Origin of the sequence: Psychrobacter sp. P11F6 (assembly GCF_001435295.1) — a bacterium.
In the GTDB taxonomy this organism is placed as follows: domain Bacteria; phylum Pseudomonadota; class Gammaproteobacteria; order Pseudomonadales; family Moraxellaceae; genus Psychrobacter.
The window spans coordinates 674,464-697,159 of record NZ_CM003594.1; the positions used below are offsets into that span (position 1 = coordinate 674,464).

General features: G+C 40.7%; 19 protein-coding genes and 1 tRNA gene. 14 read left to right on the plus strand and 6 right to left on the minus strand.

Annotation, left to right across the window (positions count from 1 at the left end; genetic code table 11):
* Positions 1 to 63: 63 nt before the first annotated feature.
* From AK822_RS15035 to AK822_RS02815, 9 genes are all read left to right on the plus strand, one after another.
* Positions 64 to 357 carry a tetratricopeptide repeat protein gene (locus AK822_RS15035; RefSeq protein ID WP_060490492.1) on the plus strand — a complete coding sequence of 98 codons (294 nt, stop codon included), beginning with the start codon at positions 64 to 66 and terminating at the stop codon, positions 355 to 357.
* A 261-nt stretch (positions 358 to 618) separates the two neighbouring features.
* Positions 619 to 1,344, plus strand: coding sequence for a hypothetical protein (locus AK822_RS02780; protein ID WP_060490493.1), 726 nt, complete (start codon positions 619 to 621; stop codon positions 1,342 to 1,344).
* A gap of 498 nt (positions 1,345 to 1,842) precedes the next feature.
* The gene (locus tag AK822_RS02785; RefSeq protein ID WP_060490494.1) at positions 1,843 to 2,595 is read left to right on the plus strand and encodes a hypothetical protein; all 753 of its coding nucleotides are present in this window, start codon (positions 1,843 to 1,845) and stop codon (positions 2,593 to 2,595) included.
* A 122-nt stretch (positions 2,596 to 2,717) separates the two neighbouring features.
* Complete coding sequence (locus AK822_RS02790) at positions 2,718 to 3,476, plus strand: hypothetical protein (protein WP_060490495.1); 759 nt, start codon at positions 2,718 to 2,720, stop codon at positions 3,474 to 3,476.
* 35 nt (positions 3,477 to 3,511) lie between these two features.
* Positions 3,512 to 4,132 (plus strand): hypothetical protein, encoded by a 621-nt coding sequence (locus AK822_RS02795; protein WP_060490496.1) that lies wholly within the window; start codon positions 3,512 to 3,514, stop codon positions 4,130 to 4,132.
* Between the two features lie 34 nt (positions 4,133 to 4,166).
* Positions 4,167 to 4,289 carry a hypothetical protein gene (locus AK822_RS15170; RefSeq protein ID WP_265089044.1) on the plus strand — a complete coding sequence of 41 codons (123 nt, stop codon included), beginning with the start codon at positions 4,167 to 4,169 and terminating at the stop codon, positions 4,287 to 4,289.
* A gap of 141 nt (positions 4,290 to 4,430) precedes the next feature.
* Positions 4,431 to 5,741 carry an SEL1-like repeat protein gene (locus AK822_RS02800; RefSeq protein ID WP_167541664.1) on the plus strand — a complete coding sequence of 437 codons (1,311 nt, stop codon included), beginning with the start codon at positions 4,431 to 4,433 and terminating at the stop codon, positions 5,739 to 5,741.
* A gap of 452 nt (positions 5,742 to 6,193) precedes the next feature.
* A complete protein-coding gene (locus tag AK822_RS02810) occupies positions 6,194 to 9,472 on the plus strand; it encodes a type I restriction endonuclease subunit R (protein WP_060490498.1) in 3,279 nt (1,092 codons plus the stop codon).
* Between the two features lie 28 nt (positions 9,473 to 9,500).
* Positions 9,501 to 10,730 carry a hypothetical protein gene (locus AK822_RS02815; protein ID WP_060490499.1) on the plus strand — a complete coding sequence of 410 codons (1,230 nt, stop codon included), beginning with the start codon at positions 9,501 to 9,503 and terminating at the stop codon, positions 10,728 to 10,730.
* A gap of 1,161 nt (positions 10,731 to 11,891) precedes the next feature.
* Here AK822_RS02815 and AK822_RS02820 read toward each other — a convergent pair.
* The 6 genes from AK822_RS02820 to AK822_RS02845 all read right to left on the minus strand — a co-directional run bounded on the left by AK822_RS02820 (position 11,892) and on the right by AK822_RS02845 (position 17,911).
* The gene (locus AK822_RS02820; protein ID WP_087945541.1) at positions 11,892 to 14,378 is read right to left on the minus strand and encodes a DUF927 domain-containing protein; all 2,487 of its coding nucleotides are present in this window, start codon (positions 14,376 to 14,378) and stop codon (positions 11,892 to 11,894) included.
* Positions 14,379 to 14,690, minus strand: coding sequence for a helix-turn-helix domain-containing protein (locus AK822_RS02825; protein WP_060490500.1), 312 nt, complete (start codon positions 14,688 to 14,690; stop codon positions 14,379 to 14,381).
* A gap of 3 nt (positions 14,691 to 14,693) precedes the next feature.
* On the minus strand, positions 14,694 to 14,972 hold the full coding sequence (locus AK822_RS02830) for a helix-turn-helix transcriptional regulator (RefSeq protein ID WP_060490501.1): 279 nt from the start codon (positions 14,970 to 14,972) through the stop codon (positions 14,694 to 14,696).
* Between the two features lie 130 nt (positions 14,973 to 15,102).
* Positions 15,103 to 16,023, minus strand: a complete 921-nt coding sequence (locus tag AK822_RS02835; protein ID WP_060490502.1) for a hypothetical protein — start codon at positions 16,021 to 16,023, stop codon at positions 15,103 to 15,105.
* Positions 16,024 to 16,198: 175 nt separating this feature from the next.
* Positions 16,199 to 17,662 carry a tyrosine-type recombinase/integrase gene (locus AK822_RS02840; protein ID WP_060490503.1) on the minus strand — a complete coding sequence of 488 codons (1,464 nt, stop codon included), beginning with the start codon at positions 17,660 to 17,662 and terminating at the stop codon, positions 16,199 to 16,201.
* Positions 17,663 to 17,834: 172 nt separating this feature from the next.
* A tRNA-Arg gene (locus AK822_RS02845) sits at positions 17,835 to 17,911 on the minus strand.
* Positions 17,912 to 18,269: 358 nt separating this feature from the next.
* On the opposite strand from AK822_RS02845, the gene AK822_RS02850 reads away from it, so the two are divergent.
* The 5 genes from AK822_RS02850 to AK822_RS02870 all read left to right on the plus strand — a co-directional run bounded on the left by AK822_RS02850 (position 18,270) and on the right by AK822_RS02870 (position 22,690).
* The gene (locus AK822_RS02850) at positions 18,270 to 18,902 is read left to right on the plus strand and encodes a c-type cytochrome (protein WP_060490504.1); all 633 of its coding nucleotides are present in this window, start codon (positions 18,270 to 18,272) and stop codon (positions 18,900 to 18,902) included.
* Between the two features lie 232 nt (positions 18,903 to 19,134).
* Complete coding sequence (locus AK822_RS02855; RefSeq protein ID WP_060490505.1) at positions 19,135 to 20,097, plus strand: ABC transporter ATP-binding protein; 963 nt, start codon at positions 19,135 to 19,137, stop codon at positions 20,095 to 20,097.
* Positions 20,098 to 20,126: 29 nt separating this feature from the next.
* Positions 20,127 to 20,900: an ABC transporter permease gene (locus AK822_RS02860; protein ID WP_060492153.1), complete on the plus strand. Its 774-nt coding sequence runs from the start codon at positions 20,127 to 20,129 to the stop codon at positions 20,898 to 20,900.
* Between the two features lie 62 nt (positions 20,901 to 20,962).
* Positions 20,963 to 21,820 (plus strand): hypothetical protein, encoded by an 858-nt coding sequence (locus AK822_RS02865; protein ID WP_060490506.1) that lies wholly within the window; start codon positions 20,963 to 20,965, stop codon positions 21,818 to 21,820.
* Entirely contained in the window at positions 21,821 to 22,690 is an 870-nt protein-coding gene (locus AK822_RS02870; RefSeq protein ID WP_060490507.1) for a hypothetical protein, read from the plus strand.
* Positions 22,691 to 22,696 lie beyond the last annotated feature (6 nt).

The following is a 22,696-nucleotide window of genomic DNA, read 5'->3' on the forward strand; positions in this document are numbered from 1 at the left end:
TCGCTAAATAGCCATGTATCTTATGAGAATAAATACTCTGATGCTAAGGATAGTTTGGCTGATATGAAAAAATGGGCAAACCAAGGTAATGAAGAGTACCAAGTTAAGGTTGGTATAATATATTACAAAGGTGAAGGCGTCCGTCAAGATCTTGTATTAGCAAGAAAAATGTTTCAAAAGGCAGCAAAACAGGGAAACATACAAGGTCAAGGGATGCTTGGATACTTTTATGAAGAAGGTTTTGGTGGTCTTAAGCGAAACCGATCTACAGCAAAGGAATGGTACGGGAAAACGTGTGACAAGGGTCATCAATATGGCTGTGATCAATATAGACGATTAAATGAACGTGGTTATTAATGGACGCCCACACACAATAGCAGAAGTGAATAAAGTGTGGTTGATTAAAGTAAAGCAATGAGACATAACATATTCTATGGTAAGCACATAGCGTTAGATAATCGACCCAAAAGGTAGGATGATTTTTTATTCTTAATGTACAATTGTTTTGTTTTTATGCTAGCATCGTCCAGCATGCTTTTATACCAAAGATGCTAGATGATATAGCAACTAACATATTATTGGTTATTGAAAAAATAGACTGTATAAAAAGGCTAGATGATGTTTTGGTTTTTAAAATCTAAATCTGCCAAAATGGCAGGAAATGTTCAAAAACTTTTTCTTAAAGATAGTTATCATGAGGCTATTGAGCTGGCTGATAACTTATATTGTCAATACATTGATAGCGAAGATTCACAAGAGCGCGCCCATGCCAAAGCTGCTTTAACATGGAAAACAACAAGCCTTATTATGCTTGAAGAATATCAAAATGCTATATCAGTTTGTGAAAAAATTATTGATATTTATACTCATGGAAATCTTCCTGAAGATATTCATGATGGCTATAATAAAAAAATTATAAGAGCGGCATATACTGATAAAGCCAGAGCACTATATGGATTGAAAGAATACAATAAATCTTTAAAAATTATAGACTCAGTAGTGGATGAAGGGATTGATTGTACCGATGAATTGACAGAGGTTGCAGTACTTGAAGCATTATTATTAAAGTATGAGATTCTTCAAATGGATCCGAATCTTTCTAATAGATTGATAGTACTAAATAAAATATCTTTTCGTTTTCAGCTGAGTGATAACCCTAAAATTTTGGAGCAAGTTATTCCTGTCGTTAGAGACATGATGCTTATATTTATAACACTTAAGGATATTAAAAACCTACATATTGTCCGTCGTATTCTTGAAAATATTAGTATCAGATCAAAATCTGAAGAGGTTCCAGCTTTTCTATCATACATAGATAAATTTGAAGAATCGTTTAAAGAATAGAAATAGCAGTTATCGGCTATATATAATATATGGAACATACAAAGGGTTTTGCCAGCGCTAGCTGATATTTTGTCTGCTATATTTATATACCGTTTAACAAAAGTAAAAATAAGAAAATGCCATGAGCCGAGACGTCACCTAAGAATCTGTACTCCAAACTGACGTTGTCACTCAAATCCAAGCGCAAAGCTGGTAGCTGAATCAGTTCTCAAAAGGTATTTCACGCGCTACCAATATTAAATTTAGCGGATAGAAAGGCCTAATCTTATCAATCATGATGAGGTTAGGCCTTTTTTGCTTAATAACTAAGGATAGCTTTCTATGTATCTCGTCAATTGTGTATTATTTTGATACCATTGTCGAAGCTGATTTATCTCGACTATAGTAAGGAAAATAATATTTTTCTAACGCCTAATCACTGATGTAATGAAGCGCTCTTTGGTTCAAAAAAGATCCTCTATATTCTAACGAATGTTTCTATACCAACAAGGATAAATAATGTTCTGGTCTGCAAAATATAAAGCTACAAGAATGGCAAAAAAATTATTAAAACTAAATAGACTTGGAAAGCATGAAGCTGCTATTAAAGTAGCTGATAAGCTGTATAGCCAATATATTAATAGTGAAGATCAACAGGAACGTTCTCATGCTAGACTTGCTCTAGTAGGAAAGACGCCAGGTTTATTTTTGCTTGGTAGATATAGAGAAGTCATAGTACACGCTGACCACACTATCAAAGTTTTTACAGATAGCAAACTATCTGAAGATATAGAAAGAGAAGTTGAATTTGATTTTTATATTAAACAGATGATTAGAAGCAAGATAGAAGCACTTCATGCTTTAGAAGAATATGACAAAGCACTTTTACTCATAGACTCAGTTGTAGACGACCATATTACTCACACACATGATGGCATAGAATATACAACATCTAAGATCCTATTGTTAAAAGCCGACATCTTTAAATTAAAAAACTATAATATCAATGATAGATTGGCTGTGTTTAATCAAATGGTCAGTCGCTATCGTAAAAGTAAGAACTTTGATGTTTTAGAAAATGTTCTACATGCCCTTACCGAGATTCTGATTGTATGTGTTGAACTTGATGACTATGAAACGGCGCTGACTATTAGTCAAACAGCTAAAGAGCTCGATAGTAGGGCTGATCAAGTCAAAGTCCAAAGGATATTAACGAGTGTGGAACAGTTTGAAATGTTATTAGAGGCGAATAAAGAAGGATTAATGACCTAAGTCTTAGCATTGTAATCAGTGATTACGGGTAATAATTTGCAAGGCTGACAAGTACCTGAGTTGTCGTAAATAGATATCAATCGTACTTTGCGTTTAAGGAAGTTAATAAAAGGACTTACTTTATGAAAGCAATGATCATAACCGCCATTTTTGTCTCAATGACAGTCACCACCATTGTCCAAGCCGAAGTCTATAAATGGCAAGATGAACTATGCGATATAAAGGGGGATTTTAATAATAAAAAATACACTGCCAAGCAAATCAAAAATTCCCATCTCGTATTGGATCGTTTAACCAGATTAAATCTGGAAAGCTTCTCTTCACCCATGAGTGTTGATGCGCTAGATAAACTATCTATGAAAGACTTAGATGTCTCGACCGAAGAGTATAAGCAAGTAAAGCGTGATACTGAGCGTCTTGATGTTGTACCTGAAGCGAAAGGCTATAAACGAAACTTACTCAAAACGATTGACGCAGAGTATGAAAAAGATCGATTAGTCATTTTAGGCTATCTAAACCCTAGTGAAGCCCTCAAACAAAGCCCTCAGATGTGTAAAAACTATATTGAACCTTTCATGCAGAACGAAGCGGCGGTGCAAAATAGATGGAAACAGTTTGTTGAAGAGCAAATTCTGGAAACAAGCGAGTATGGGGCTGATGAACTAGAACGATATCGTAAAATTGCGACCCAGCGCTATCAGGAAGAAAAGGTAAGTAGCTCTGCTAAGTATGCCAGAATAAACTTGATAACTTTTGGCTTTGGTAATTGCGTGAATGATCAGGTTTATCATGCTGACTCTGAAAAAGTCTTTAAAGACTCTCAAGCGCTGAATAAGACGTTATTTGGTAAGAGCCTGACGATGGTGTGTGAGGAACCGTAGAGTTGGTTTAAGCGTATCAAAAAATAGAGTGAGCTATGAAAAATAATGTCATAAAATATCGCAAAATAAGAGGCCTGAACCGCCGTAAGCGCGCTATTGAAAAATGGGGCGAAGCTAATAAAGTTCTTGATGTTGATCTGTTAAATCAAGAAAAGCGAGATTACGTTAAGTTTTTGGTAGCTCCATGGTCACGCTTGTCTTTGATTAATAGTATCTATCCTGAGCCAATGGGCGACTGTGAATATCTATTGATTAAAAATGTGCAAAATATCTATCAGTCATGGAAAGATTCGCTAGAAAAGTTGCAAACCCCGTATTATTTACAAATCTGGTTATTTGAAACGTACATCAGTCGCTCACAAGTAGTTTGTGCGATAGAGGATTACAAAGACTTTTATCAAAATACGTTTGAGCCAATAGATGAGCAGCCCGAAAATGGTATTCAAAGCTCTATTCACTATAATTCAAAAACCGCTGAATACTTAGATCATTTTGAATGGAAACTTTATCGAAGGCTTGACTATTATGATATGGCTGATGAAGAAGATGTAGAGATGTTGCAAGACATTGACCCTATTAGATTTTTAAGAAAAGAAAGCATTGAAGGGCAGGAGCAACAGATCGTTGAAATCGATAAAGTGTGGTTGATCTCATAAGCCCAATTCATAACTTAATAATAAGAATCTCACCATGACTCAGACAAGTACTGCTATTAACGCGCATAACATCACTTACGAATCTGTCTTTCAAGCCGATATTGTCAGCCAAATGCAGGCGCAAGGTTGGCAGTTGAGTCATGCCAGCGGTTTATGACTATAGTATTAAGCAACGGGAATGCCCTTATACAATAACTTGATATAAATAAAATACCCTATATCCATTCCGCCCTAATATGTAGAGGACAAAATGAAAGTGTCAATCGTACCGCTAAGAATCAGACACAAAGTAATAGCTTTGAGCGCTGCTTTAGCGCTATCGTTATCCGCGCATGCAACCAGTTTTAGCAGTACCAAAGCGCTGGCGGAACAAGGTCATGCCGCCGCTCAATATAGCATGGGCGCGATGTATGAGATGGGCGATGGTGTGCCCCAAGACCCTAATAAAGCGGTAGCGTGGTATAAAAAAGCCGCTGATCAGGGCGTGGCGGCAGCGCAATACGATATGGGCGCGATATATATGACAGGCGAGTATGTGCCGCAGGATTATGCTACCGGCGCAGAATGGTTCCAAAAGGCTGCCAATCAAGGCGACAGCATAGCGCAATATAATCTTGGCGCGATGTATCAAGAAGGCTTAGGGGTAGAGCAAGATTATGCCAAGTCGCTCGCATGGTTCGAGAAATCTGCCAATCAAGAGGAGCCATTCGCGCAATATAGCATGGGCGCGGTGTACCAAGAAGGACTGGGCGTGACGCCTGACTATGCCAAAGCGGTCGAGTGGTATCAACGCGCCGCCGCACAAGATAATGTGATGGCGCAGTACAGTTTGGGCTTGTTGTATCAAAGCGGCATTGGGGTCGATCAGGATTTTACCAAAGCCTATGACTGGTATCAAAAAGCCATTGAGCAAGGAGATCTTGACGCTCACAATAACATCGGCGTGATGTATGAAGCAGGCTTAGGCGTGACGCAAGACTATAGCGAAGCAGCCAAATGGTATCAAAAGGCTGCCGATCAAGGACATGCAATTGCCCAAAACAATATTGGACAGTTTTATATAAAAGGCTTAGGTGTGACGCAGGATTATACCAAAGCACTGTATTGGCTACGAAAAGCCGCCGCGCAAGGTGATGATTTGGCGCAAAATAATTTAGGCTATATGTATGAGAACGGTAATGGGGTTGCGCGTGATTATGCCGAGGCTTTTAAATGGTATGAAAAGTCTGCCAACCATGGCAATGCATTGGGTATGGGCGGTTTGGGCTGGGCATACTATAGTGGTCAAGGCGTTGAGCAAAACTATGTTAAAGCCTTTGAGTGGTCACAACAATCTGCCAATCAAGGTGAAGCTGCTGGTCTAAACAACCTTGCTGTGATGTACTTAGAGGGCAATGGCGTACCGCAAAATTATGCCCGCGCCATGACGTTATTTAAACAAGCTGCCGCCCAAAATCATCCGTTCGCCCCGCGTAATCTGGGGCTGATGTATATGAAGGCGCAAGGGGTAAAGCAAGACAACGTGCAGGCTAAGGAATGGTTTGATAAAGGCTGTGGCAATGGCGACTTGCAATCATGTCTTGGCTCTAAACTGTTAAATATGCCTTAAAATGACTTCCGCATATTAATAGATATAATTATGAATCATCCCGATCCAATTACTAAGTGCTACAAGCAGCTATTCTGGGCGCTCATTTATAGCCCTATTATTGCTTATCTAATAAATGCTTACTTAACTTACAGCGGGTACAAAAAGCACGACTCGAATTATACTGTTTCTTTAGAGTTTTTTAGTAGTACCGCTAAGTATATGCTGGACGATATTACCATTACTTTAATGTTCCTTTGGATTCCCTATGTTTGGATTGTAATTATTCCTTATCTGTTTATTTCTTATAAGGCACTTACTTCCAAAAGAGCAGTCGCTGAGAAATATAGAACGCTACTATTAACGTTTCTGCTAGTGCTGCTTTTTATATTTGCTAGAGAGTATTCAGACCTTATAGCGCTTTCGACCTAATTATTTTAAGCAAAATAATAATAAAACTAAACGGACTTAACATGACCAACGCCCACGATATCGCTTACGAATCTGTCTTCCAAGCCGATATCATCGACCAGATGCAGGCACATGGCTGGCAATTGGGTCATGCCAGCGGCTATCAGGCAGAGACTGCGCTGTATGAGCAAGATGTGCTGGACTTTGTGCAGACGACCCAGCCACAAGAGTGGGAGAAGTTTTGCCGTACCTTTCCTATCGATTCAGAGCGCTACTTTATCACCGCGCTGGTTAAGCAGCTCAATAAAGCCGATGAGCACGCCACCGATAGAGCATCGCGCACTTATGGCACGCTTGGTGTATTACGTCATGGCCTAAAGATTCGTAATGCTCGTTTCTCTCTCTGCCAGTTTAAGCCTGAGCATAGCCTCAATCCTGAAATTATGGCACGCTATAAGGCCAATATCTGCCGTGTCGTTCCTGAGGTGGTGTATAGCCCGCATGCTAGTTTAAAAGACAGCACTGACGGCAAGGTCGCTAAGCGTAACCGTATTGACGTGGTTTTATTCGTCAATGGCTTACCCGTGACGACGATGGAGCTAAAGTCTGAGTTTAAGCAATCGGTACAAAACGCTATTACTCAGTATAAGAGGACACGCCTGCCTAAAGACCCTGATACTAAGAAACCTGAGCCGCTACTGACGTTTAAGCGCGGCGCACTGGTTCACTTTGCGGTCAGTCAATATGAAGTCTATATGACCACTAGGCTGGCAGGTGACAGTACTTATTTCTTGCCGTTTAACAAAGGCACCAGTGACGGCGGCGCGGGTAATGATACCCCTGACGATATCAGCCAATATGCCACTGACTATCTATGGAATGAAGTACTCACACCAGAGAACTTACTCGCCATCCTCGGCCACTTTATGCACTTGCAGATCGATGAGGAAGAGGACGCTATTGGACGCAAGTCTAAGAAAGAAACCATGATGTTCCCGCGCTATCATCAGTGGGATGTGGTGACCAAATTGGTTAATGCGGCCATTACTGAAGGCGCTGGTCAAAAGTACCTCATTCAGCATAGTGCTGGCTCGGGTAAGTCTAATTCTATTGCATGGACTGCCCATCAGCTATCCACCTTATACAACAGCGATGGCGATAAACAGTTTCATTCAGTCATCGTCATCACCGACCGTACCGTGCTTGATGATCAATTGCAGGATACCATCTATCAGTTTGAACATGCCGATGGCGTGGTCGGTAAGATCAATAGAAAAGAGAGCGATGGCTCAAAGTCTGAACAGCTTGCGGCCGCATTGGTAAACTCGCAGCCAATCATTATTGTGACCATTCAAACCTTCCCGTTTGTACTTAAAGCGATCGAAGACTCAAGCGTGCTCAAGTCGCGCCGCTATGCCATCATCGCCGATGAAGCACACTCGTCACAAACAGGCTCTACCGCACGCCAGCTCAAAGAAGTGTTGGTCTCAGGTGATACAGAGAATAATACTACTGAGAATGACGCGCCACTATCTAGCGAAGACATCTTGGATGCCACGCTTGCCGCACGCCGTAGCAGTCCAAATCTAAGTTATTACGCCTTTACTGCCACGCCGAAGCCAAAAACCATTGAGCTGTTTGGAAGGCTGCCTAACCCTGACTTGCCAGCCTCTAAAGATAACCTGCCAGCCGCTTATCATGTCTACTCAATGCGTCAAGCCATTGAAGAAGGCTTTATCCTAGATGTGCTTAAAAACTACACCAACTACAAAGTGGTCTATCAGCTCAAGCAAAAGCTGGCCGCCGCTGATGATGAAGTCGATGCACGCCGCGCCAAGATTAAGCTTAATAACTGGGTGCGCCTCCATGAGCACAATATTGCGCAGAAGGTTAAGATCATCATTGAGCACTTTAATGACAACATTAAAGGCTTACTGGGTGGCCAAGCCAAAGCGATGGTAGTAACAGGCTCACGTAAAGAAGCGGTACGCTATAAGCTAGCCTTTGATAACTATATCGCAGAGAATGGCTATCATCGTATCAACGCCATGGTTGCGTTCTCAGGGGAAGTCACCTTTAACGATAATGATCCTGATAGCGGCGCATTACTTGGCGAGAAGTTCACCGAGCACAATATGAATATCGGGTTAAAAGGCCGCGATCTACGTAAAGCCTTTGATAGTGACGACTATCAAGTGATGCTGGTGGCTAACAAGTTCCAGACAGGCTTTGATCAGCCTAAACTCTGCGCCATGTATGTCGATAAAAAGCTAACTGGCGTGGATTGCGTACAGACCCTCTCACGGCTGAACCGTACCTATAAGGGCAAAGCAGAGAGCGGCACGTTTGTGCTCGATTTCTTTAATGATCCTAACGATATTCTTGAAGCCTTCCAGCCATACTATGAGAACGCAACCTTAGCGGATGTCTCTGACCCTGATAAGGTGTTTGATCTTTCTGAAAGACTGCGTGCACCTCAAATTTTCTTATGGCATGAGGTTGAGCAATTTGTTGAGGCCTTCTATAGTAAGAACAAGTCTAACGCCGCCATCAGTAATATCTGCAAGCCAGCGGTCGAGCGTTGGCAGAAGCGCTATAAGCTGGCACGTGAGCAAGCACAGCACGCCAAGGTGATGCTTGAGCGTACTAAAGTGACGGGCGATGTGGTACTGATGACCAATGCTGAGAATGACTACAAAGGCTTTAAGGCCGATCAAGACGCGCTGGAAATCTTTAAAAAGGACTTAGGTACCTTTACCCGCCAGTATGAGTTTATGTCGCAAATCGTGGACTATGACGACAAAGAGCTAGAGAAACTAAGCCTATACGCGCGTAACCTACAGCCGATGCTACGTGAAAGCGTGGACAATGAAGAAGACGTCGATCTAAGTAACATCGTCATGAGTCATTATCGCGTCTCAAAGCTGCATCAGCAGGACTTAAAGCTGCAAGAGGGTAAGTCTGAGTATCAATTAGATGGTGGCAGTGGAGCGGGAACGGCCACACCTAAAGACAAACAAGAAGCGCTGCTGTCTCAGATTATTGATAGATTAAACGAGGTTTTTGCTGGTGAGGACTTTACCGATAAAGATAAAGTGAACTTTATGAATACCATTTGGGATAAAGTCACGGAGAACGAGATCGTGGTCAAACAGTTCACCAATAACAGTGTTGATCAGATTATGCTGGGCGGTTATCCCAATGCTGCCGAGGACGCTATGTTTGATGCCAAGGGTACGTTTGAAGACATGACCATGCATCTACTGTCTAACCCGAATCAGTTTAAGCAGTTTATTCGATTGATGCTTGATACGAAGCTGGGTGATGAAGTTTTAGGATAGGTCATACAGAGAATAAAGGGTACATGGCATGACAGATAAGAATATTAACCTTTGTGATACCGAAGATGAGAAGTTGCGTTATAACATCAGTATGTTCCCGTCCTTGCTTCTTTTGAAGAAAGGTATGCCTGAAGGCAAAGGTTTAATGAGAAAGCTGACAAAAGGGCTGTCTAAAATACCTAGAAAGCAGAAAATACAGATTGCAGATATATTTGATAATATAGCTACGACGCAGGAAAAAGGAAGTATTAAACCAGAAGATATAAAATTAGAGGAAGGGGGGCTATCTAGCCATCCTTATGAGTCATTGGTACGTACGTTCGGTGCTGAAAAATCAACTCACTTACTTGAGCATGCTAGAATTGTAGATGACTGTTTGAGTCAGAAATTTAATAGTAAGCTTATTACAAATTTTAAGACTTACTTATTTAAGACTTTTAACTATGAAGATGAGGTACTTAATATAAACATGCCAGTAGGGGATTTCTATTCGTTTATAGTGCTTAGTTTTATCGCTAATCTTGATGTTGTGGTTCATGCTAATTTTTACTCAAAAGATATTATGCCGATTAGTCTGGGTTGGTTGTTTATGCATAAGCGAGATCCAGATAAATGGGAATATGACACAGTAACTAAAAAATACAAGCTAACTAACAAAAATGGTAATCCTTTCACTTGTACCTCACGATCGTTCATACACTTTATATTAACAGATCTTTGTTTCTCTGGTTCTCATAAAAACTTAAAACCTAAAAAGATGCCAAAAAGCATCTATCGTCTTCGAGGTAAGATAAATTGGAAGACAAATGATGAGGAAGGTCAGCTGTATAGTTTTTTAGATAGAAAAAGCGAACGTGATAGTAAGAGAAACTGGATTAGTCTTGAAGAGTTTTATTGGTTGTTGGGTATGGAAGACTCTCCAGAAGATGAGCCTGACAAAGTATTGGTTAATTTTCAGAAATCGTTTATTAAATATATAAAAAGTGCAAATATAAATGAACTTGGTGGACTTCCTCCTACTGCTGAAGGCATGACATGGTTCATATATGCTTTCTTTCAAAGTATTTATGAGCACACGGATAAGCTTAACAAGCAGACCAAAGAACAACATTGTTTTATCTGTGATGAGTATTATGGATTGTGGGAGTCTATGACAGCTAAGTACGAGAAGATGGTCAGTGCACATGTAAACAATCCACGTGTCGAATGGCCAGATTATTTAAAGAAGCAAGCCACACGTATTGAACATGTGGCTTGAGTTGAAAAACGAGATTAGAGACTATTTGGAAGTTGGCTTGTTACTACGGCCTTTACCTGATTTTTCAAACTCTTCCATGCTAGGTTTGTTATCTGGGTATTGAGGACGCGATTTATTATCTATATTTTTAGACATTTGAATCTCCTTATTATTAGTTGGTTTATTTACCCTTGGGTGGATTGTTGTCACGACCACCACCTGATGGATTGTCTGTTGTGCTCGGAAAGCCTGCACCTTGACTACTATTATTCATATAAATTTTCATAGTTGTTACTCCGTTAAGTGTTTAGGTTATATAGTCAGTTGCTTACTGCCTACAACCAATATATTAACGGTTCACAAAAATTGAATCTCCCCCAAAAATAAGGATTTTGGTCAAAAGTTATACAGTTGGTTAAATACTATTAAAAATAGGTAGGATCACATAAAAAATGATACTGCTCTTACTGCCAAATCCGAATCACTTTTTAAGTTTTAATATACTTATGTTTAATAATAATTTAGGTGTTTGGATGTGAAATAGGTATTTTGAAGAGGCTCTTAGGCATTGTAGAATATGATTAATAAATTGATTTTTTCAAAATTTTGTGTTTCCGTTTCCTTTGCTTTTTCCATCTTTGTTTCCATCAAGGGGCTTGATTTATTTGGTCTAAGAGTCAATTTTTCTTGTTTCCATCTTACTTAGAGGTGGGGGTATCTTGTTTCCGTTTTTTCCTGTTTACTGCGTTTTGTTTCCAAGCCTGTTTCCATATATTTGGTAAGATTCTGAAGAGAAACAGAGAAAAAATACAATTTCGTACTTATGTATTTGATATTTTAGCTAAAAAAAGTTGGGTTTAATAGCATGTAACTCTTGGGTTTAGAATACAGTCAAGCCATCTCACAACCTATACTTATAATCTAAAAAATTTACCATATTACTGAGTAGAGGGGTTTTGTTATCAGAATAACTTATAAAGCTTCCTGATTTTTCTACGCTTCGCTATTTTACTTGAGACAAACGGGACAAACGGGACAGACGGGACAGCACTTAATTGGTATAGCTTACAGCCGTCCCGTCACGGTTTTTAGCAATGGGACAGACGGGACAGAAAAGCCAAAATATAAAATCCTGTCCCGTTCGACCCGTTACGGTTTCTAGCAATGGGACAGCGAAATCCTTTAACGCATATAGCCTGTCCCGTTCGTCCCGTCTGTCCCGTTCTTTTTCATAGATTCACAAGAAAGTATGTTGGCAGTAACCGCATAAACAGATGGACGGTGCTTGCCATTAAATAAAGTATCAGATGTTTTATAGGTTTTACGATCACCTTGATTGAGCAGTAGTAGGTCGACTTCCTCTAACACTTGTAATACTTTCTTTTTACTAAAAGGCGCACATACGCTATCAAAAGTTTCTTTAGAAAAATAATAATCCCCCGTGTCCATATTGCGATAGCCTACGCGGTTTGGTGTCCTCTCCTCAAAGTTCAAGCGCGTGTTTTTATAGCAAGGTTGAAAGCGACTCGCTCCATGTTGTTCAATAAATGCTTTGATATGATCTATGATTTGGCGCTGCTCATGCTCACCATCACGCCCATAGTTATCAAGCCAATTATCTAAGCAAGTCATCACGGCTTTAGTTGCTTGTCCTGCTTGCCAACCTGTTATACCTGCCTGTGTTGCCAGTTCTCCAGCTGCGCTTACAATAGCGAACCGTTTAGCCACTCTATGCGCCTGCGCTGTTAGGTCGCTGTACTGACTCATAAAGCTACTGACAAGCTGCCCAGCGTTGGTTGTGGTCGCTGTTTTGTCACTGGTGATATGTTCTAGCCATGCTATGCCAGCTGATCCATAGTAAGCGTGTGATAACTCGTTGATCGTATCGGCTTGGGCTTCACTGGTGTCTGCCAGTACCAAACTATCAAACGTCTTTAACCCTTTGCCAGCATCAGCATCTATATGCGCCACTCGAACCTCAATACCTGCATTAGTTTTCTGTCCTGCTTGCGCCATGAAGTTTTGTAGCGACTCCTCACCATTGGACAAAAAGATAATGCGCCATGTTTTGGCTATACGATTGTGTCCCGTGGTGGTACTACGTCCTTTACCTTGACCATTAGCAAGCATATAAACGGTTTTACCGACTATTTTGGGATCACATTCGCTAATCTCATCAAGTGGTAAAAAACTGTCGTTGTGCTCGCTTGCTGTGCCCTCCAGTGCGTTATCAGTGCTACGCCATGTCTTAACGTACCTGTCAGGGTTGCCCCATACACTAGCAGCCAATTTAAGCGATAATGACTTGCCCATGCTTGATGAGCCTAAGAGGTGAAAACCGCCCCCGTCATATTCTAGTAGCTCCAGTAATTGCCCTGCAAACGCGCAAGCAATAGAGAAAACAAAACGGCTTTGTTCTGCTAATGGTTTGCATAAGTTATCACGCCACTGTGCTAGCTCTCCTTGCTGGGTTAGGGTGCTGTTAATGCTGTTTGCAGACTGATAGACAATAAGCTGCTTACCATCGCTGCCTATGGCTCTGTCAGGTAATATATATTGCTTATCATGCCAGCCCAACTTATCCACGCATAACGCCCGTTTGTGAATAGGGTAGTTTTGAATATAGGTGTCTAAGTAGCTGCGCTGTTTGGGGTTGGTGGTAATGTTCAAGCCTTGACTAGCCAGCTCTTTGCGGTATTCACGGGCATCACCTTGCAGTAGTGCTAAAGGCATTGACCACGTATGCAACACACCATCATCATCACGCCACTGTAATAACCGCCCCCATGTACCGCTGCCTGTGTCCCGTGTCTTAGCGATAACCTCAAGTGGTGAACAAACAAACGCCTTAAACTTGAAAGTTATGTTTGCTGGGTCGTCATCGTTATACTTCACGAAAAATAGCCCATCATGGTAAAGCTCAAACCGCCCATCGCTGTAGATCATTGGTTCATTCAGCTGGGGATCATCGCGCCACTCAGGATAATAGGCAGTGTCTTGTAAATTAACTAGCTGGGTGTCATCAGCGGACAGTATCGCTTCATAGCTGTCATGCTGTAGCATAGTGACGATATGAGCCACTGTGACCAATGCTTGCGCCCTCACACCTGCTAATAGGTTGATTAAGCCCTTGTCATCAAGTGTCATAGGTACAGTAACCTGTGATCCGCTGCTCCAGTGCTGTACCATCTTTTTAAGGCATTGCTTTGTTTTATGAGGGCTAACAATGATTGTCTTATCACTGTCCATCAGGTAGCTGTAAACATCAATACCGCTATCAGGATCGTTAAAGGCTATTACTTCACTGGTTTTGTTTGGTTCACCAATGACGATAGCGCCATACCCTGTAGGATCAATGACAATGGGCTTTGCTTTGCTGTTTGGTGTGTAGAATACCGCGCCTACTATATCGCCTTGTTTATCGTGCAAACGTAGGGCTATCGTGCCAGCGGTTAATTCGGTTTTGCCAATCTCATTACCATGATATATAGTAGTATTGTCTGTAACGGATATCAGCCGTTCAGGTTCTAATATGTCACACAGTTTGATTAAAAAAGTATCGCCTACCAGTTGCTCCCGTGTGGCTGGTTTGCAGCCTTGTAATATAGTGTCAGCGCCCATGTTCACAGCACGGGCTTTTTCATGTATATCTGTTAAGGTAGTATTCATCTAGTCCCCCTCGTAGACGATTGGGCATAGACGGGTATCACCTGCCTTGAGTGTGCCTTGCGTATTGTGGTCATTATTAGTCATGGTGACGGGTTGTTCTATCCAATACGATTTGTATCGCTTACCATTTTTTTTAATCATTTCATCTTGAATGACTATACCTTTGGCCCGTAATTCACTAATGCGTTTCAAGCAACAAGTCATGCCGTACTGGTCATAAGCTTCCATATTTGAAAGCCTCTTACCTGCCAGCAAGTGATTGAGTATTATTTGGCTATAAGTTTTCTTGGTAGGTTGCTTTGAGGTGGTCATAGCTTATACCTCGCGGCTATTAGTAGTGTTGTGGCTATCTAGCCAGCTATTTATATCAGACAAGCGCCATAGGCTGGCGCGCCCAATTTTAATTGGCGTGGGGAATTGATCTTCATTAATTAGATGATAGATGTGCTTAGCACTAAAGCCTGTGATACCGCGTGTAGCGGTTTTGGCGGTGACGGTGCGCTTTTGGCCTGACTTTGTAGTGTAGGTCTTAGCGGTACGCGCTGGCTGGTTGGCAAGGTCTGCCATTCTTAGGTATTGATCATTTAATTTCATTGTGACTCACTCCATAGCATGGTTGGTTATAGCCAGTAATTGGCTTTGCTATGGAGTGGATAATACGGGGTGGCACTTTTCGATAGTTCTAGTTAGAAAAATAGAAGTTCTAACTAGAACCTAGTTAGAATTAAATACTATTTTCATGGGCAAGTTTTAGCCAGTGTGCAATCACATCTTTACTTACTGTATTACCTTGTCTTTCGATAGCTTCTTTTATCCTTCCATTGGTATCAGCGGTAAAAGGTTGTGTTAAGTCCATTTTTAAAAGTTCACTGGTAAGAGCAGCTATTATTTTACTCGCAACATTAGCCGTTCTTGGATGCATTGTCTTATCGTTATTTGGTATAGATTTTTTTTCCAAGTTCTCTATTTTGCTTAGTAAGTCTTTGATTTGATTGTTTTGTTCAGCTAATTTTTTGATGGCAGTATCATACGCATTAGCATCAAAATTTTGGCTTTGAGCTGATTTTTCTTGTTCTACTGTTAGTTTTTCTTTAAGATTTTTTATTTGTCTAATATAACTGACTGTTTCACGAGCGTCACTATTGAATGCTGCAATATATTCTTCAAAAATCTCTGCATTTAACTCTATGCTGACTATACACGCTAGCTCTAATATGTCTTCAACTTTCCAGTACATATCAATAAAATTATCGTCTAGAGTATCTTCTAAAAGATGTTCTAAAAAATCTTCTGTTGGGTAGCTCACTGGGTCGTCAGTTGCATAGTCGTCATAGCTGCGATGAATATGTAACAATTTAGTATAAGGAAAATCTTTGATCTTAGTAGAGTAGTCTTCGTACATACTTTCTTCATCAGGCACAACTCCATTTTTATCGGCCATTGCCTCTATTAAATGGTAGAAATCTAGCTTGAGAAAATCATCATCATTAATTAAATAATTAATAGTTACTTCTTTGCTGTCATCTGCATAAAGTTTTAATAACTCAATAAAATTATAAAAATTAATGAATTTGTAAGTTTCTTCTATACCTAAAATTTTTTCCGTTCCTTCATTATTTCGCATTTTTTCGTAAATAATTCCCATGACTCGCACCCTCACACCCCTAAAGCAAAAAAGGAGCAAGGCGCTGACAGCTAAGGGTGCAATTGCTGTCGTTCGGGTAATTAATCCTAGCCTTGCAATCGATTATGACAGCGATTAACGCTATCAATATTAGCTTGCCAGCCTAATGCTGACGATAATTAGTAAATCGGTGTTGTTAAAGTTGCTCGGCAAGTTTGGCTAATACCTGTTGAGATACGCCTTGTGCCCGTAAGCTGTTTATCAATATATCTTTATCATGCAGCGCGATATCAGTGGCTTGCTCGTTACGGCTATCCATTTCTTTGGCGAGTTCATTAGGGGTCAGTAAGTCAAAGCTGACCGCCTTGCCAGCTCGCAAGTCATCTAAATGGTTCGCCCATTTATTCATCATTACTTGACGTTGGGCTAAGTGTGCTGACAGATCATAACGCTTTTTAACGCTCGATTGCTCAAGGTGTGCTAATTGTATTTCGATAATGCTTTCGGAAAATTGTAGTTCGTATAAGCCGGTGCTGGCAAGCTGTCTAAATCCATGACCTGTCATTTTAGGGTAGGGATCGCCACTATAGCCCATTCTATTCAACGCCTGATTGAACCATGCTTCACTATATGGCTTGTTTGACTCAAAGTTATAGAAAACATAGCCAGTACTTTCTGTTAGTGGCCTTAAGCTTTCAATAATTGCCATTGCTTGGGATGACAGCGGGATAATGTGATCTTGACGCATTTTCATTTTATGAGCTGGTACACGCCAAACGCTTTTATGATAATCAATTTCTGACCACTCAAAAAACCTCAATTCTTTAGTCCTAACAAAACATAGTGTCATTAGCTGTAATCCAGCGACAGTTTGTTGATGACCGTTTGGATGATTTTCTATATAGCTGTCAATATTTCGAAGTAGTTCAGGGAATTGATGCTGCTCAACGGCTTTCATGCGCTCAGCTTTATGAGGTCGTAATGCTTTATTACGTCCGCTGGCAATGTTAACAATGTCATAACCTAGCGTGTTAATAGCATAGTCAAATATTGAGCTGATAAGTCCCATGCATTTATGAGCGGTTTCAGAGGTATGTTTGCCTTGCTGCTCAAAAGTGGCTTGAATAGCAAGTCCTGCCTTAATAATATCTTGCGCTGTGATTGCACCAATAGGATATTCACCTATATGCTTTAGAATATGGTTATCTAGAAACCCTTGCAGCTTTTGTACGTTCTTTGATGTAGTTTTTGATTTTTCTGACATATAGCTTCTAGCTAGGACTTCGAATAAATCTTTTTGTTCGTAGCTGTTTTTATGTCTGTTCTTATGCTCGTTGGGATCAATACCATCATTAATTAGTTTTTTGGCACTATCACGCTCAAGCCTTGCTTGTTTCAAAGAAACTTCGGGCTTGAAATTAGTATCTATCACTTGTGAGGAGAGCTTGTAAGTACCTATATGATAAGTTTTTTGCTTTGGCTGAATATCTTTGTCAGATTGGTAGCGATAAGACATTACCCAATAAAGCGAGCCTTTAGGATCATGAATTAAGGAGAGGCTGTCACCGTCACTATGTCTGGTGCGTTTAGTAGGTGCTGACTGTTTGGCTATTGCTTTTACACCATTGTCAGTTAGTAGATAGTTTTTGCGCTTATTCATCATCACACCTCTAAGAGTCATAGAATAGCAATGTTGTGTATGTACAACGCTATGTACAACATTCTATAGGTGCTACTAGGTAATGACAAGTTATATCAAAAGACATAAAGCGACTAATATAAAGGGGTTTAGAGGTTTTTGGTAATGCTAGGGAAGGCTGTAATATGATGATTGGTGCGCTCGGCGGGAATCGAACCCACGACCCTCGGCTTCGGAGACCGATACTCTATCCAACTGAGCTACGAGCGCATAATAACAACGGCATACGGTATTATCAACATCATGCCTAAACGAGCGTTATGAGCAGTAAAGATGTCGAAAAATAAAGACCGCTTAGTCTAACAAATAAAATCCATAAAGCCAATGAATGAAGACAGTGATTGATGTTTTTTAAGAAAAAACAGGATAGTCATTAAACAGGCATGGCAATCTACCTGCCTTTTCCCTTATAATGACAGGGAGAATTCATATTTATAATCACCGATTACAAGTGTGCTAGTACGCGGGATGGCTGTTTGCTATTGATAACTATTTGGTTGTCAAAGGAGGACAAGCAGAATGTCTGAGCCGTATAAGCCTTTGTATATGTAATAAGAGAACGTGACGAATGAGAAAAGTAGTTATGTTATCGGCAGCTGCCATTCTAGGAATCGCTAGTATCGCGGTGAGCCAAGCTGAAAGTGTTGTAGACACTCCTGTAACTGTTTCTGATGTAGCAGCAGCGCAGGAAGTGGTAACAAATGCGCCTGAGCAGTTGGGTGATGATACCCAAGCTGCTGCAGATACGACTGATGGCGAGGCACCTGCGGCAGAAACTGCTGCTGCCGCACCTGCGGTTGATGAAGAGCCTATTCCGCAAGATACGCCGCAAGTGCAAAAGCTGATTGCTTTGTATCCTAACTTAATTGCTCGCATTCAGCCAGTTGCTAAAGTGTGCTTTGAAGACGATGAAGTTTGTGATGTGACGGCACGCGCCGCTGGCCCATCAGCGGGTGACGGCCCTCGTGATGGCAAAGCAGTATACAACGCGGTATGTCAGACTTGTCATGCGGCAGGTCTACTTGGCTCACCAATCTTAGGTGACGCTGGTGCATGGGGACCACGTATCTCCAAGGGTAAAGAAACATTATATACTCATGCTATCAATGGTTTTAACGCCATGCCTGCTAAAGGTGGTGCTGATATCCCTGATGAGGAAGTTCAAAACGCTGTCGATTATATGGTTGGTGAAGCAAGCTAATTTTATTGAATAGCTGGCTAAGCCTTTTACCCTATATATCAGTGGAGCGCCTATTTCATTAAATGAGATAGGCGCTTTTTTAATGATGAGTATTATCAATACAGTACTTCTAAGGCATTACAGTTGAAATTCACCGATACTAGCCTCACTTTATGACACTACACAGTCTCTTCTGTCTATTTATATTCTAAAAACGATTTTACATAAATTTATAACCAATAAAGAGGTTTTCATGTCTGAGGTACCAGCACTTGCTATCCAGAATTTATCCAAAACCTATAGCAATGGGTTTTCGGCACTCAAAGATGTCAGTTTAACCGTCCCGCAAGGAGGTTTTTTTGCGTTGCTGGGGCCAAATGGTGCTGGTAAATCAACCATGATTGGTATTATTAGCTCGCTTTTTAAACCAACAACTGGCAGCGTAAAGATCTTTGGCACCGACTTACTAGAGAATCCGTCTATCGCTAAACAGTATCTTGGTATCGTCCCACAAGAGTTTAATTTTAATATGTTCGAAAAAGTCGAAGATATTTTGATTACACAGGCCGGTTACTTTGGTATTCCTGCCAAAGAAGCACGCCCACGGGCAAAACGATTATTAATGGCGCTAGGTCTGTGGGACAAGCGCAATAGCAAGTCACGTGAGCTATCAGGTGGTATGAAGCGCCGGTTGATGATTGCAAGGGCGCTGATTCATAAGCCAAAATTATTGATTTTGGATGAGCCAACCGCTGGGGTAGATATCGAGTTACGCCGCTCTATGTGGGAGTTTATGCAGCAGATTAATATCGAAGAAAACACCACGATTATTCTGACGACTCATTATCTTGAAGAAGCGGAGCAGCTGTGCAAACGCATTGCGATTTTGGATCATGGTGAGATTCGTATTAATACCGAGATGAAGGACTTGCTAGCGCAGCTATCGGTTGAGACTTTTGTTTTTGATTTGGAGACACCGCTTACGCGTCAATTGGTTTTGGCAGGAGTGACAGACACATCGCAGCCTGATGATCAGACGCTTGAAGTCACACTGACTGAAGGTGAATCGTTGAATGGTGTTTTTGACCAGTTATCTGAGCAAGGTATCACGGTAGCCAGTATGCGTAATAAAGCCAATCGACTGGAAGAGCTATTTATGCGCTTAGTAGACAAAAATATCCAAAGTGCAGACAGCATGAAGGAGGCAGGATTGTGAGTCAAGAAATGATAGATCCTAATAAAACCATGTCATGGAATAAAAAGTGGATTTCTTTTCGCACCATTTTATTAAAAGAGGTTCGCCGAATTCTGCGTATTTGGCCACAGACCTTGCTGCCCCCAGTTATTACGATGAGTCTCTATTTTGTCATCTTCGGTAAGATGATCGGCTCGCGTGTCGGTGAAATGGGCGGCGTACCATACATGCAGTTTATCGTGCCTGGCCTCATTATGATGTCGATTATTACCAACAGTTACTCCAATGTGGTATCGAGCTTCTTTAGTGCCAAATTCACCTCCAGTATCGAGGAGCTATTGGTTTCGCCAGTATCCAAACATGCGATTTTGATGGGTTATATCAGTGGTGGTATCTTTCGTGGACTGGCCATTGGTATCATCGTTTCAATAGTCGCACTATTTTTTACTGACCTTGGCATTGAGCATTTATTTGTGACGGTATTTACGGTACTGGGTACGTCTATCTTATTTTCACTTGGTGGCTTTATCAACGCCGTGTTTGCTCGCTCATTTGATGATATCTCTATCATTCCAAGCTTTGTGCTTACGCCATTGACCTATCTTGGTGGTGTGTTTTACTCTATGGAAAACTTGTCACCATTTTGGCAAAATATTTCGCTATTAAATCCTATCGTTTATATGGTGAACTCATTCCGTTACGGTATTCTTGGTTATTCTGATGTGAATGTCTGGTATTCGATGGCGGCTATTTTTGTCTTCTGTGCGGTATTCTATACCATTGCCTATCGTTTACTCAGTAATGGCTCACGTGTGCGCTTGTAGATTAGTTTGTAAAATGTAGCTTGTCACCTTATTATAAGAGTCCAACATTGTTGGGCTTTTTTATGCAAAAAATTTCAATAACAAATATAGGTAAGATTCTTACCACAGGTTTGTTGATGGCAGTATCTAGTATTGCTATCGCAGCACCATTTGCGGCAATGGATGATTATGATTGGGTCGTCATGGAGACGCCTGTAGATCCTGCAACGTATAAGTATGATTGCCATAACGACTACAAATATGAAACTTATGATGCGCTACAAAACTGTCTGTATAACTTGAGGGAAGATGCGGATAATGCGCTTAGTAAGCAATGGAGTATCAGCGATAAAGTCGTTAGAGAGAGAAATGCCATTTATATCAAAGTCGCTAATCGGAAAAACCCACTAGTATTTGTTGATTACTCCAGTCCTTATGAGGAGGATTTTAATCCTTATTATTCGCTACAAGACTACGATAAATCACGGAAATTACTGACAATACATCAAAGATTTTATGAAGGAGAGAGCTTGACGCTAGTCAATTTGGCTACTGGGTTTTGGCAAGATTTTAGTCTCAGAAAGCTAAGTATCTCTCCTGATATGAGATATATAGTCGGTTTTGAAAGTGAAATGGGAGCGACGGAACACGTCAATATTTTGGAGCGACAAGATAGCGGTTACTATGAAGGCTACTATAAACAAGTCTATAGCAGTAGTGACGATTCAAAAAACTACGACAATCATAAAAAGTTTTATCAAGCAGATAAAGCACAGCAGGTTTATGATAGCGAAATCTTTACTTGGGTAAATGGTGATAAGTTTTATGCAGATTCTTTTTATAAGTTGAATGAAGCGGATTCAGCGGCTTTTAGAGTACGATATACCTTTATTAAAAATGCCTCAACGGATAAGTGGCAACTGTATGAAGGTAGTAGGTAAATGATCGCTATCTCTCATTGTATAAAGACGGTGTTGACTGTCGCAGGACTATTTATATTGACCACAATAGCATCCTTAGATGCACAGGCAGCGCCTTTAGCTTTAAAGCCATCGACAGGTGAAGAGATATGGATAAAAGTCGCTGCGCCTGTAGCCATAGACTGGTATGAAGGCAGCTGTCGATACGATCATACTGAATATCAAACATTTACAGATTATGAAAACTGTATTTTTGAATCGTTAGCCCAAGCTGATAATGCACAAAGCCGAGAGTGGGGCTTGAGTGACAGAGTCGTTCGAGAAAAGGACACCATTTATATCAGTATACCGAATCAAAAGCAGCCATTAGTATTTAAAGATTATCTTGTACCGTTTGAAGAGGAACATAGCGCTCACTATGAATTGCAGTACTACGATAAAGTGCATCATTTATTACAGTTACTACATACGATGTATGAGACTCAAGCGACTGTCATTGTCGATTTAAACACAGGGCGCTGGCAAGAGCTGTATGCGACCAATCTTAAGTTTTCTAGCGACATGAATCAAGTGGTAGGGTTTAATGGTAGGCAAGGTGTGACCAGAGATATCATAATATGGGAGCGTCAAAAAGCTGACAATGACGGACGCTATGCAACGATATTTGCTAGTAATGAATTATATGAACAAGATTATGATAATGACAAAAAACATGAGGTGTACGAAGCGCGAGATATCAGTTGGACAAGCGATAATAAAGTTAACGTTGATTTTTATTACAGAGTCAATCCCACTGACACGGTAGCATTTCGCGTGCGCTATATTTATGCGGCTAATAATAAAGAGGGTGAATGGCAGAGAGTTTTACCTGATGCTAATATCAACGATTAAAAAACA

Coding starts and splice junctions, on each gene's coding strand:
- AK822_RS15035 (WP_060490492.1), top strand. CDS start 64: ATGAAAAAATGGGCAAACCAAGGTAATGAAGAGTACCAAGTTAAGGTT.
- AK822_RS02780 (WP_060490493.1), top strand. CDS start 619: ATGTTTTGGTTTTTAAAATCTAAATCTGCCAAAATGGCAGGAAATGTT.
- AK822_RS02785 (WP_060490494.1), top strand. CDS start 1,843: ATGTTCTGGTCTGCAAAATATAAAGCTACAAGAATGGCAAAAAAATTA.
- AK822_RS02790 (WP_060490495.1), top strand. CDS start 2,718: ATGAAAGCAATGATCATAACCGCCATTTTTGTCTCAATGACAGTCACC.
- AK822_RS02795 (WP_060490496.1), top strand. CDS start 3,512: ATGAAAAATAATGTCATAAAATATCGCAAAATAAGAGGCCTGAACCGC.
- AK822_RS15170 (WP_265089044.1), top strand. CDS start 4,167: ATGACTCAGACAAGTACTGCTATTAACGCGCATAACATCACTTACGAA.
- AK822_RS02810 (WP_060490498.1), top strand. CDS start 6,194: ATGACCAACGCCCACGATATCGCTTACGAATCTGTCTTCCAAGCCGAT.
- AK822_RS02815 (WP_060490499.1), top strand. CDS start 9,501: ATGACAGATAAGAATATTAACCTTTGTGATACCGAAGATGAGAAGTTG.
- AK822_RS02820 (WP_087945541.1), bottom strand. CDS start 14,378: ATGAATACTACCTTAACAGATATACATGAAAAAGCCCGTGCTGTGAAC.
- AK822_RS02825 (WP_060490500.1), bottom strand. CDS start 14,690: ATGACCACCTCAAAGCAACCTACCAAGAAAACTTATAGCCAAATAATA.
- AK822_RS02830 (WP_060490501.1), bottom strand. CDS start 14,972: ATGAAATTAAATGATCAATACCTAAGAATGGCAGACCTTGCCAACCAG.
- AK822_RS02835 (WP_060490502.1), bottom strand. CDS start 16,023: ATGGGAATTATTTACGAAAAAATGCGAAATAATGAAGGAACGGAAAAA.
- AK822_RS02840 (WP_060490503.1), bottom strand. CDS start 17,662: ATGAATAAGCGCAAAAACTATCTACTAACTGACAATGGTGTAAAAGCA.
- AK822_RS02850 (WP_060490504.1), top strand. CDS start 18,270: ATGAGAAAAGTAGTTATGTTATCGGCAGCTGCCATTCTAGGAATCGCT.
- AK822_RS02855 (WP_060490505.1), top strand. CDS start 19,135: ATGTCTGAGGTACCAGCACTTGCTATCCAGAATTTATCCAAAACCTAT.
- AK822_RS02860 (WP_060492153.1), top strand. CDS start 20,127: ATGTCATGGAATAAAAAGTGGATTTCTTTTCGCACCATTTTATTAAAA.
- AK822_RS02865 (WP_060490506.1), top strand. CDS start 20,963: ATGCAAAAAATTTCAATAACAAATATAGGTAAGATTCTTACCACAGGT.
- AK822_RS02870 (WP_060490507.1), top strand. CDS start 21,821: ATGATCGCTATCTCTCATTGTATAAAGACGGTGTTGACTGTCGCAGGA.